The 10,789-nt window shown below is 63.0% G+C and carries 11 protein-coding genes; 2 read left to right on the forward strand and 9 right to left on the reverse strand.

Translation table 11 applies throughout. The features are described 5' to 3' along the window. Window positions 1-75 precede the first annotated feature (75 nt). From RMO18_RS10400 to RMO18_RS10430, 7 genes are all read right to left on the reverse strand, one after another. Window positions 76-681, reverse strand: coding sequence for a 2-dehydro-3-deoxy-6-phosphogalactonate aldolase (locus RMO18_RS10400; RefSeq protein ID WP_309665761.1), 606 nt, complete (start codon window positions 679-681; stop codon window positions 76-78). Further along, window positions 681-1,583 (reverse strand): 2-dehydro-3-deoxygalactonokinase, encoded by a 903-nt coding sequence (locus RMO18_RS10405; protein ID WP_309665744.1) that lies wholly within the window; start codon window positions 1,581-1,583, stop codon window positions 681-683. The genes RMO18_RS10400 and RMO18_RS10405 overlap by 1 nt, the downstream gene beginning before the upstream one ends. Further along, window positions 1,580-2,362, reverse strand: a complete 783-nt coding sequence (locus RMO18_RS10410; RefSeq protein ID WP_309665745.1) for an SDR family oxidoreductase — start codon at window positions 2,360-2,362, stop codon at window positions 1,580-1,582. Before RMO18_RS10410 ends, RMO18_RS10405 begins: the two co-directional genes overlap by 4 nt. Then, window positions 2,355-4,424, reverse strand: coding sequence for an alpha-galactosidase (locus RMO18_RS10415; RefSeq protein WP_309665747.1), 2,070 nt, complete (start codon window positions 4,422-4,424; stop codon window positions 2,355-2,357). Before RMO18_RS10415 ends, RMO18_RS10410 begins: the two co-directional genes overlap by 8 nt. Before the next feature lies 1 nt (window position 4,425). Then, the gene (locus RMO18_RS10420) at window positions 4,426-5,271 is read right to left on the reverse strand and encodes a carbohydrate ABC transporter permease (protein ID WP_309665749.1); all 846 of its coding nucleotides are present in this window, start codon (window positions 5,269-5,271) and stop codon (window positions 4,426-4,428) included. A 12-nt stretch (window positions 5,272-5,283) separates the two neighbouring features. After that, window positions 5,284-6,171: a sugar ABC transporter permease gene (locus tag RMO18_RS10425; RefSeq protein ID WP_309665750.1), complete on the reverse strand. Its 888-nt coding sequence runs from the start codon at window positions 6,169-6,171 to the stop codon at window positions 5,284-5,286. Window positions 6,172-6,291: 120 nt separating this feature from the next. Then, window positions 6,292-7,536, reverse strand: coding sequence for an extracellular solute-binding protein (locus RMO18_RS10430; protein ID WP_309665752.1), 1,245 nt, complete (start codon window positions 7,534-7,536; stop codon window positions 6,292-6,294). 105 nt (window positions 7,537-7,641) lie between these two features. Between RMO18_RS10430 and RMO18_RS10435 the strand changes: the two genes are divergently transcribed. Continuing rightward, the gene (locus RMO18_RS10435; RefSeq protein WP_309665753.1) at window positions 7,642-8,427 is read left to right on the forward strand and encodes an IclR family transcriptional regulator; all 786 of its coding nucleotides are present in this window, start codon (window positions 7,642-7,644) and stop codon (window positions 8,425-8,427) included. A 14-nt stretch (window positions 8,428-8,441) separates the two neighbouring features. Next, complete coding sequence (locus RMO18_RS10440) at window positions 8,442-9,497, forward strand: sn-glycerol-3-phosphate ABC transporter ATP-binding protein UgpC (RefSeq protein WP_309665755.1); 1,056 nt, start codon at window positions 8,442-8,444, stop codon at window positions 9,495-9,497. A gap of 123 nt (window positions 9,498-9,620) precedes the next feature. Here RMO18_RS10440 and RMO18_RS10445 read toward each other — a convergent pair whose 3' ends face one another. Continuing rightward, window positions 9,621-10,286 (reverse strand): class I SAM-dependent methyltransferase, encoded by a 666-nt coding sequence (locus RMO18_RS10445; RefSeq protein WP_309665757.1) that lies wholly within the window; start codon window positions 10,284-10,286, stop codon window positions 9,621-9,623. Between the two features lie 175 nt (window positions 10,287-10,461). Beyond that, the coding region (locus RMO18_RS10450) for an RNA pyrophosphohydrolase (RefSeq protein WP_309665759.1) at window positions 10,462-10,789 on the reverse strand (328 nt) is incomplete at its 5' end.

Below are 10,789 nucleotides of genomic sequence, written 5' to 3' on the forward strand. Positions count from 1 at the left end.
CGAACCAGTAGAGCTGGGCGCGCAGCGGATGCCAGAGCGGGCCTTCGCCAAGGGTGCAGGGGCGGTCGTCGAAGATCATGCAAAGGCGGCGTCATGGGCGGCGACAATGCCGGCGGCGCGCAGGGCGATGTCGGCTGGCGCAAGGCCGGGGGTGTAAAGCGCGGTGCCGATGCCAAAGCCCGAGGCCCCGGCATGCACCCATTGGGCGAAGTTGCCCGGGCCAGCGCCGCCGACGGCATAAACCGCAAGGCCGCGGGGCAGAACGGCGCGGATCGCCTTCAGCCCGTCCGGACCGACGAGCGAGGCGGGGAAGATCTTCAGACCGGTCGCCCCGGCCTTGATGGCGGCAAAGCATTCGGTCGGGGTCATCACGCCGGGCCACGAGGCCATGCCGCGCGCGCGGGTGGCGGCAATCACCTCGGGGTCGCAATTGGGAGAGACGATGAGCGTGCCCCCGGCGGCCTGCACTTGCGCCACGTCGTCAACGGTAAGGACGGTTCCTGCGCCGATTTCCACGCCCGGCCCCAGATCACGGGCCATGGCGGCGATGGAGGTGAGCGCGTCGGGCGAGTTCAGCGGCACCTCGATCCGGGTGATCCCGGCAGCGATCAGGGCATGGGCCACAGACAGCGCCTCGGGAGGGGTGATGCCGCGCAGGATGGCGATGAGGTTGCGGTGGATCATCGGGTAGCCTCGGGTTGGCGGGCAAGGGTGGCGAGGCCCGCGAGGGTGCAATCGGTGGCATTGAGGATGTGCGCATCGGCCCCCTGCGCCTTGAGCGCGCGGGCGTAGGCAGCGGCGAGTTTTTCGGCACCGATCAGCGCGATGGGTTGGCCCAGCCAATAGGGCTTGGCCCCGGCAAGTTCGATGCCGATCAACAGGCCCGACAGACGCGACCGGGCGGAGGCAGGCGAAAGGCCCGCGATCAGCCCCTCGGCACGCAACGAAAACAGCCGGGCGGCGATCTTTTCGGGGCGCGACAGGGTGTCGGACAGCGCCTCGTCAAAGGCGGCATCATCCCAGCCGCTGCCTTGCATGCCGTGGCGCAGCACTGAGTGTTCGGACAAAAGCGCGAACATCTCGCCGGTCATGAAGGTCTGAAAGCTGACCACCTCGCCCGCCGAGACATGCGCCCATTTGGAATGGGTGCCGGGCAGGCAAAGGACGCCGTCAAAGCCGGGGGTCAGTGCCAGAGCACCGGCGATCTGGGTTTCTTCGCCGCGCATCACATCGGCCGGGGCAAGCTGGCGCAGACCGGGGGCAAGCAGGACATGCAGGCGCGGGTCGGCGGTGGGCGCGGTGATCAGGCCGCTGGCGTCAAGCGGGGTGCAGGGCACTGTGCGATAAGGCGCCTCATGCCAGCCTTGCCGCGAGCCAACCATGCCGCAGGCGATGACGGTGGTGGTGCCGGCGCCAAGCCACGGGGTAATCAGGCCAAGCAGGGCCGGTTCAAACCCGTCGTGGGTAAGTTTGCCCATGCCATCGGCGGATTCGGCATGGTCGAGGACCACGCCATCCGGCCCCATCGCCCATGCGCGGAGGTTGGAGGTGCCCCAGTCAACGGCGATCCAGCTGGGTTTCATCCTGTCACCACCATCCCGCCATCAATTACCATTGCCTGTCCTGTCATCATCCGTGATGCGCTTGAGGCCAGAAACAGCACCCCGCCGGTGATGTCTTCGGGGGCCAGCGCTTCGTTCAGCGACTGTTTGGCCAGATGGGCGGCCAGCGCCTCGGGCGTGGCCCAAAGCTGTTTCTGCTTTTCGGTCAGCACCCAGCCGGGGGCCAAGGCGTTGACACGAACGCGGTGCTTGCCAAATTCGCGCGACAGGGTGCGGGTCATGCCGTTGATGCCGGAATTGGCGGTGATGTAGGCGGCATAGCCTACATCGGGCATCATGTAGCTGATCGAGGTAAAGTTGATGATCGACCCGCCACCTGCCGCCGTCATGCCGGGGATCACCGCCTGGCAGGCGAAGAAATAGGCTTTCAGGTTGATCGCCATCGACCAATCCCAGAAGCTTTCATCCACGGTCAACGTGTTGTGACGCTGATCGTTGGCGGCATTGTTCACCAGCACGGTGATCGGCCCATGCACCCGCGCGGCGGTGGACAGGGTCAGTTGCAGTTGATCGACCAGGGTGATGTCGCAGGGCAGGAACAGCGGGCGGTTGCCGGTGGCCTGTTCCATCGTGTCACAAAACGCGGTGGCGTCGGAGCGTTGGCAGAAGGCCACCTTGCAGCCTTGGCGCAGGAATGCCTCGGTCAGGGCAGCGCCGATGCCCGAGCCGCCGCCGGTGATGAACACGGACTGGCCTTTCAGATCCGGGAAGATCGGGGCCGGTGAGATCGGGTCAGACATCGGCTTTCCTTCCTTCGACCACCCACATCGTGCCGGGCCAGGCGACTGGCAGCAAGAGGCCAGCAGTCATCAATGCCCGCCCGCTGAGCGTAAGTGCGCCGGATTTGAGCGCATTGGGGCCGCGGGATTGTTTGGCGGCGTCTTCAGGATTGAGCAGGGTGACGGTGTAGCGGGTGTCGGGGTCAAGCCCGGTCAGGCGCAGCGGGCGTGGCAGGATTTGCGCGCTGGTCTGCGACTGGCCGGCGAACAGCACGAAACGGCTGCCGTTTGCCGCGATCTGCAGTTCGGCGGTGACAGCGGGGTCGGCGGCATCAAGGCGGAGGATGGTGCCCGCCATCGTCCAATCGCGGTTGGCCTTCCACCAGGTGGTGACGGCCTTCAGGGTCGCGGATTCCGCCTCGGTCAGCTCGCGCAGGTCCATCTCGAAGCCCATGTGGCGCTGGGCGGCAACCCAGGCGCGGAAAGCCATCGACAGGTTTCGCCCGGAGGTGTGGCAATGGCGCGGGCCGACGTGGCTGCCGGTGATCGCCGAGGGCAGGAACAGGGCTGCATCGTGCTGCATGCGCAGGCGTTCCAGCGCGTCGTTGCTGTCAGACAGCCAGACGCGGTGGGTATGGGCAAGGATGCCCGCATCAATCCGACCACCGCCCGAGGCGCAGCTTTCGATTTCGACGCTGGGATGTGCCGCACGCAGGCGCGCGATAAGGTCATAGATACCATGGGTCTGCGCGGTATCGGCCACCGGCAGCAGGCGGTTGTGATCCCATTTGATGTAGTCGATGGGGTATTCGGTCAGGATCGCCGAAACCTGTTGGAACAGGTTGTTGCGGACTTCGGGCAGGGCGAGGTCCAGCACCATCTGATGCCGACCGGTGGTCTGGTCGCGGGGGCCGAGCATCCAGTCTGGGTGGGCGCGGAAAAGATCACTGTCGGGGTTCACCATTTCCGGCTCGAACCACAGGCCGAAGGTCATGCCAAGGGAATGGATATGCGCGATAAGCGGGTGCAGGCCGTCGGGCCATTTGGCGCGGTCAATGGTCCAGTCACCAAGCGAAGTGGTGTCGTCGTCACGTTTGCCGAACCAGCCGTCATCCAGCACGAAACGCTCTGCCCCAAGGGCGGCCGCGCGGGTGGCGATTTCGGACAGCTCGGTCAGGGAGTGGCGGAAATAGACGGCCTCCCAGCAATTGTAATGCACGGGGCGGGGGCGGGCGGGATCTGGCCACTGCACCACACGGTCGCGGATATCGCGCTGGAAGGCGGCGGCGATGCCGTTGAGGCCGGTGGAGGAGGCGACGGCGATCAGCTCGGCGGTATCAAACCGGGTGCCGGGCTGCGTTTCGGCACCCATCGGCGCGCCGAACTGAATCTGGCGACGCCCGTCCGGCAATTCTTCAGCCACCATCCGGTGCCCGCCGGACCAGGCGTAATGCAGGGCAAGGGCGGTGCCTTGGGTGTTGGTGCAGCCGTCATCGGCCAGGATCAGATAGGGCGGGTGTTCCTGACCCGAGCGCCCGGTGCGTGCCTCGCGCAGGCGGACGCCGGGGGTCCACTGGACGTGGTTGAGGTGAAACTCGCGGGTCCATTTGCCGTGCACGTCGATCATCTGGCCGGTCTGCGGGGCAGGCAGCACCGGGGCGGCCAGCCAGAGAACGCGAATGGGGCGGTCGGCGGTGAGGGTGGTTTGCAGGGCCAGCACGCCCGTCTTGTGCGCGGTGATGCGGTGGGACAGGGTCAGCCCCCCCGCGCGGCTGTGCAGCGTCAGTTGGCCGGGGGTGTCTTCGGCGCGGTCGAATTGAAAGTTGGGGTGCAGCGGGGTGCCGTCCGCCTCGGCCAACAGATGCCCCGGCTGGCCTTGAAACGCGCGGCCCGGTTCGGGCGACAGCGACAGCGATGGCAGCTTGTCCAGCATCCCGCCGGTCAGATCGTTCCGGGTGGCGGCGGCGAGGTGGGAGAGGTCTTCGGTCGCGGGCAGCGTCGCGCCCCAATAGATCACCTCGGGGAGTCCGCCTGAGGTGGCGAGGGCCAAGGTCTGGCCCCCGGCATCAATGCGCCAGTGCATGTTACTTCACCGCGCCGAGCGTCAGGCCCGCAATGAAGTGTTTCTGCATCAGGAAGAACATCGCCACTGGCGGCAAAGCTGCCAGGATCGAGCCTGCCGACACCAGATGCCACGCCGCGACCCATTGGCCGTTCAGGGAAGACAGGCCAGCGGTGATCGGCTGGGTTTCCGGGCTGCTGGTCAGCACCGTGGCCCAGAAGAAGTCGTTCCAGATGAAGGTAAAGATCAGCACGGAAAGCGCTGCAATCGCCGGGCGCATCAGCGGCAGCACGATGTACCAGAAGATCCGCCATTCGGCGACGCCCTCGACCCGCGCGGCCTCGATCAGTTCGAACGGCAGGGCCTTGATGAAGTTGCGCATGAACAGGGTGCAAAAGCCGGTCTGGAACGCGATGTGGAACAGCGCGAGGCCATACCATGTGTTGTACATGCCAAGATCAAGCGTGAGATCCCGCACCGGAACCATCAGGATCTGGAAGGGCACGAAGTTGCCCGCGACGAACAGGAAGAACAGGATCAGGTTCGACCGGAACTTGTAGACCGCCAGCGCAAAGCCGGTCATCAGACTGAGCGTGACCGCGCCGATCACGGTCGGAATGGTGACAACGAACGAATTCAGGATGTAACGCGCCATGGGCGTGTTGCGGAACACATCGGCGTAATTCTCGAACGCGATGTAGGAGGGCATGCCGAAGTAGTTGCCTTGCGCGAGGTCGGAGGCCGGGCGCAGCGACGTCACCGCCACCCCGATCAGCGGGAATAGCCACAGGAACAGCGCCACCGGCAAGGCGATGGTATAGAGCCACTGCGAGGTCTGCGACGTTTGCTGGATGGGTCTGGGGAACATGCTGTGGCCTTCCTATCGGTCGTTCTCGTCGCGCCACATCTTCCAGATGAAGCCCGAGATGAAAACCATCATGATGGCGAACAGAACCACGGCGATGGCCGCACCATAGCCCATCCGGTAGCCGTATTCGCTGAGCGCTTTTTCGTACATGTAATAGCTGAGCACCCGCGACGACCCAAACGGCCCGCCGTTGGTCATGATTGACACGAGGTCAAAGCTGCGCAGCGCGCCGATCACGGTGACCACCACCGCGATGAAGGTGGCGGGACGCAGCTGCGGGATGATGACGTACCACAGCATGCGCCAGCCCTTGGCCCCATCGAGCCGCGCCGCCTCGATCTGGTCCGGCGCCACGTTGTTCAGGCCGGTCAGATACAGGATCATCACATAGGCAATCTGCGGCCAGAGGCCCGCCGCGATGATGCCGTAGGTGACAAGGTCAGGGTCAGCGAGGATGGCCACGCCCTGACCGGTGGCCCATTCGATGACATTGTACAAAAGGCCGAAGTTCGGCGCGTAGAACCATGAGAAGATCAGGCCGACGACGACCTGACTGATCACGAAGGGAAAGAAGAACAAGGACTTGTACAGCCGGATGCCGCGCACTGTCTGGTTCAGGAAGATCGCGATGAACAACCCTGCCGGCACAGCCAGCATGTATAGCGCCAGCCAGATCAGGTTGTTCTTGAATGAGGTGACCATGTTCGGGTCAGTGGTCAGTTCGACATAGTTCGCGGTGCCGATCCACTTTGCTTCGCCCAGGCCATCCCAGTCATAAAAGCTGATCCAGATCGACTGGAAGATCGGGATGATCACATAGACTGCGAACATCAGAAGGCCCGGCGCCAGGAACAACCAGGGGGCAAGTCGACGCTGGTTCGCTTTCCAATAGGTGGACATCGGGAACCTCGGGCTTGGGGGCGAAGGGGAAGAAAAGCCCTGAAGCCAGGCCGGTGTACCAGCGATGTCTTCAGGGCGTCAGTGTAACGGGCACCCCCGAAGGGATGCCCGCTGGGAGGCTTACTTGTAGACTTGCAGGCGAACCTGCTCGAGCCGCTCCAGGATCGCGTCCAGCTGGTCCGGCTGGACCATGAACTGCTGGAAGCCTTCCATGCCGGCCTTTGCCATTTCGGCAGGCGCGTCACGGTCGAAGAACTGCGCCAGAGCATAGGCTTCCGACAGCATCTTGAAGCCTGCCGAGATGAACGGGTCGTCGGCCGCAACGGTCGAGTTCTTGTTCGTCGGCAGCTGGCCGATGGCGGCGTTCAGCTTGGTCTGCGCGTCAGCCGATGCCACGAAGGCAAGGAACAGCTTGGCGTCGTCAACGTTCTTGGCACCAGCCGGGATGTGGATGGTGTCGGTTGGTGCATCTTCGGCGCGCGGAATTCCGGGGGTGATTTCCGGGAACGCCATGAAGCCGAGGTTGTCGTTGGTCATGCCGCCTTCTTTGAAGACGCCAACGGCAAAGTTGCCCATCACGTAGTTTGCAGCTTTGCCCTGAACCAGCAGTGCTGCGGCATCCTGCCAGTCGATGGCAGCATGGTTTGCGGTGATGTAGGGCTGAACCTTTGCCCATTCGGCAAAGACCTTGCGCACGGAGTCATCGGTCCAGGCGATTTTGCCGGCGGTCAGATCCATGTGCCATTCGTAGCCGTTGGTGCGCAGCGACATGTAGTCGAAGATGCCAGCGCCAGGCCACAGGGCGGAAGTACCGGTGGTCAGGCAGTCGATGCCAGCCGCCTTGAACTTTTCGCAGTTGGACACGAAGGTCGCCCAATCCACGCCCTCTGGGCCGGGAACGTCAACGCCGGCTGCCGTGTAGGCGTCTTTGTTGAAGTAGATGCCCCACTGATAGTAGGTGTAGGGAACGCCCCATTTCTTGCCATCGATCGTCATCGAAGCGGCGGCGGAACCAAGCGCTTCGTTCAGGCCATTGGCTTCCCAGACGTCGGTGACATCCATGAACTGACCGGCAGCGACGAAGGGGGCCATGCGGTTGCCGGCATACCAGTTCGCCAGGTCAGGCGAGTCGGCTGTCAGGAAGTTGCGGATGGCGGTCTTGTAGCCTTCGTGGTCGAAGTTGTTCAGCTGAACGTCGACATCGGGGTTCGCAGCCTCGAAATCGGCGATCAGTGCTTCCATTGCGGCCAGCGGAATTGGATCGTAGTCTGCGTTATACTTCAGCACGCGCTGTTCGGCATAAGCAGAGCCGGACATGAGCAACGCCGCCATCAAGGCTAGCGCGCCCGTTTTCTTATGGACCATGGTTTCCTCCCTTTTGGTTCCATTATGTGAAACTTTGTCTTGAATATTGAAAACTATGTCCGCTATCCTTAGGGCTGTCAACTGCAGACCTTATCAGGATGGACCATGGGCGCCGAAGGGCACGCGGACGGAACAGTCGGCAAGGCACTGGATGTTCTGGACATGGTCGCTGGCCATGGGCAACCTGTCCGGTTCAGCGAACTGTTGTCGCAAGGGCCGTTCCCGAAAGCCACGTTGTACCGATTTTTGCAGACCCTGACGCATCAGGGAATGCTGGCCTATGACCCCGATCGGGGCACCTATGCCTTGGGCGTGCGGCTGGTCCGGTTGGCCCATGCCGCCTGGGCGCAATCGTCGCTGGCACCGATTGCGCGGCCCTATCTGGATGAATTGGCGAAAGAAACTGGCGAGACGATCCATCTGGCACAGATGGATCTGGGGCAGGTTCTGTATGTCGACAAACGCAACGCGGCCCGCCCGGTAGAGATGTTCGCGCAGGCCGGAAAGGTCGGCCCCGCCTATTGCACCGGGGTGGGAAAGGCGATGCTGGCGTTCCTGCCGGAAGAGGCGTTGGAGGCGGCACTGGCGCGCCAGTCGTTCCACCGTCACACCGATCAGACGCTGGATACCCCCGCCAAGCTGCGGGCCGAACTGCAGGCGATCCGCCAACGCGGCCACGCCTTTGACCGCGAGGAACACGAGCGGGGAATCATCTGCTGTGCAGTGCCGATTCTCAGCCGTACGGGGCGGGTCATCGGGGCACTGTCGGTGACATCGACGACAGCACAGACAACTTTGCCCGCGTTGGAGGCGCGGGCCGGGTTGATCAAGGACATCGCGGCGCGGATTTCGGCCGCAGCGGAGAGCTGGCGCTTTCCGGAACAGGGATAAGGGGAGGAAACATCATGACGGGCGTCACACTCAACAATGTTGTCAAACGCTATGGCGATGTGCAGGTCATCCACGGCGTCAATCTGGAGGTCAAGGACGGCGAGTTCTGCGTCTTTGTTGGGCCGTCGGGATGTGGTAAATCCACCTTGCTGCGGATGGTGGCCGGGCTGGAGGAAACCACAGCCGGGTCGATCCGCATCGGATCGCGCGACGTGACCAAGGCGGACCCTTCGGAACGCGGCGTGGCGATGGTGTTCCAGACCTACGCGCTTTACCCGCATATGACGGTGGCCGAGAACATGGGGTTCGGCCTGAAGATGACCGGGCATCCGAAAGCCGAGATTGAACGCAAGGTCACCGAAGCCAGCCGCATCCTGAAGCTGGACGACTATCTGGCGCGCAAGCCCAAGGCCCTGTCGGGCGGCCAGCGGCAGCGGGTGGCAATCGGCCGTGCGATCGTGCGCGGGCCGGAGGTGTTTCTGTTCGACGAACCCCTGTCCAACCTTGATGCCGAGCTGCGGGTGGAGATGCGGGTGGAAATTGCCCGCCTGCACCGCGAGATCGGCGCCACGATGATCTATGTGACCCATGATCAGGTCGAAGCGATGACGCTGGCCGACAAGATCGTGGTGCTGCGCAAGGGACGGGTGGAGCAGGTGGGCGCGCCGCTGGACTTGTACAATGACCCCGACAACAAGTTCGTCGCGGGCTTTATCGGCAGCCCGGCGATGAACTTTGTCGCGGGCGTGGTGGAAGGGCCGGGGTCGGTTGCGGCCAAGGGGTTGGTCGGATCGGTGGCGACCGGCGTGGCGCTGACGGGTGCGGGGTCCGAGGTCAGCGTCGGCCTGCGGCCACAGCACCTGCGGATCGAGGCGGGGCAGACCCATCGGGTCGAGATGACGGAAAAGCTGGGCGGGGTCAGTTTCGTCCATGCCACCGCGCCGTCGGGAGAAAAGCTGATCATCGAGAGCCACGATCAGGTCGGGGTAAAGCCGGGGGACATGATCGCGATCGGGTACGATGCGAAGGATGCGATGTATTTCGCGCAGGACGGGATGCGGCTGCGCTGAGGCCTGTCCACGCGTGGACAGGCCCCCCCCCTTTGATATCAAGGGGTTGTGGGCGCAGGTTAAGGATTTGGCAAGGGTTTTCGGGGCGGGCGCAATCTGGTTGCCCGCCCCTTTTGCCCTGTCTCAGGGCAGCTTTTGAACGACGAGAATCGCTTCCTTCGTGTCTTTGCGATACTGGTCGTTGAACAGATGCACAAAGCCGAACTCTGCCCTCAGCGCCTGAAACTCTTCTTGCAGCGATTTGCTTCTGTGGGTGAATTCCCCGGTTTCCATGTAGGATCTAAAGAGATCGCGTGTCTTCGTCTCGCCAGCCGTTTCATAGGCGGGGGGCTGCCACATCAGGTCTTCGATGACATAGATCCCGCCGGGTTTCAGCAACGGCCAAAACTCCAGAAAGCCATGCTGCTGATGCAATGACGCATGAGACGCGTCATCAATGATCACGTCAAAGCGGCGAAACATGTTTTCTGCCGTAGTCCTGATGTTCTTGCGCTCATTCATGTCACACCGCACGAACGTGAAGCGCGGATCGATGAACCAAGAGAAATCCGAAACGTCCAAGCCGGTGACGTGAACGTTGGAGAAGTATTCGAGCCAAGTCTGAACCGACGGCATTCTGGTTGTCTGCCGATCAGCAGACTTCTTCATCTCGGGACCGCCGATCTGCAGCCCCATTTCCAAAAGCGAAACGGGCTGGTTTCGGTACGGGTGAAGAAAGAACTCATACAGCAAAGTATAGCGATGGCCCTGCCGACGGTTGCCCTTGTCGGTGAGGTTCTTGTCGGCCAACTGGGTAAGATTCAATTGCGTGCTCCCTGCCTGCTGCTGCCCGCATCGGGAGCGTCACAGGAGCGAACAGAGCATACCCGACTGCATTCGCTCAAGCAGGATTTCCGGCCTGGGTGCGGGAAAGGAAGGATGCAATCGTCGGCGGATGGGCGGAACGGGGCACGCGAATTGGGGATCAGGCCAGATAGGCGCGAAAACTGCGCACCACTTCGTCGTAGACCGCGCGTTTGAAGGGGACAATCTCGGCCAGCATCTGATCCGCAGCGATCCAGCGCCAGGCTGAGAATTCCGGGTGGTCGCTGGCGATCTTGATGTCGCTGTCCTGCCCGAGGAAGCGGAACAGGAACCATTTCTGCCGTTGGCCGCGATACGTGCCACCCCAGACCTTGCCCAACAGATCGGGCGGCTGATCATAGGTGACCCTGCCGTGGATTTTGGCCACCGGGTCCACCAGATCGGCGGTGACGCCGGTTTCTTCCCACAATTCGCGCAGGGCGGCGGCT

It is taken from the genome of Tabrizicola sp., assembly GCF_031377265.1.
Taxonomy (GTDB): Bacteria; Pseudomonadota; Alphaproteobacteria; order Rhodobacterales; family Rhodobacteraceae; genus JAUYQR01.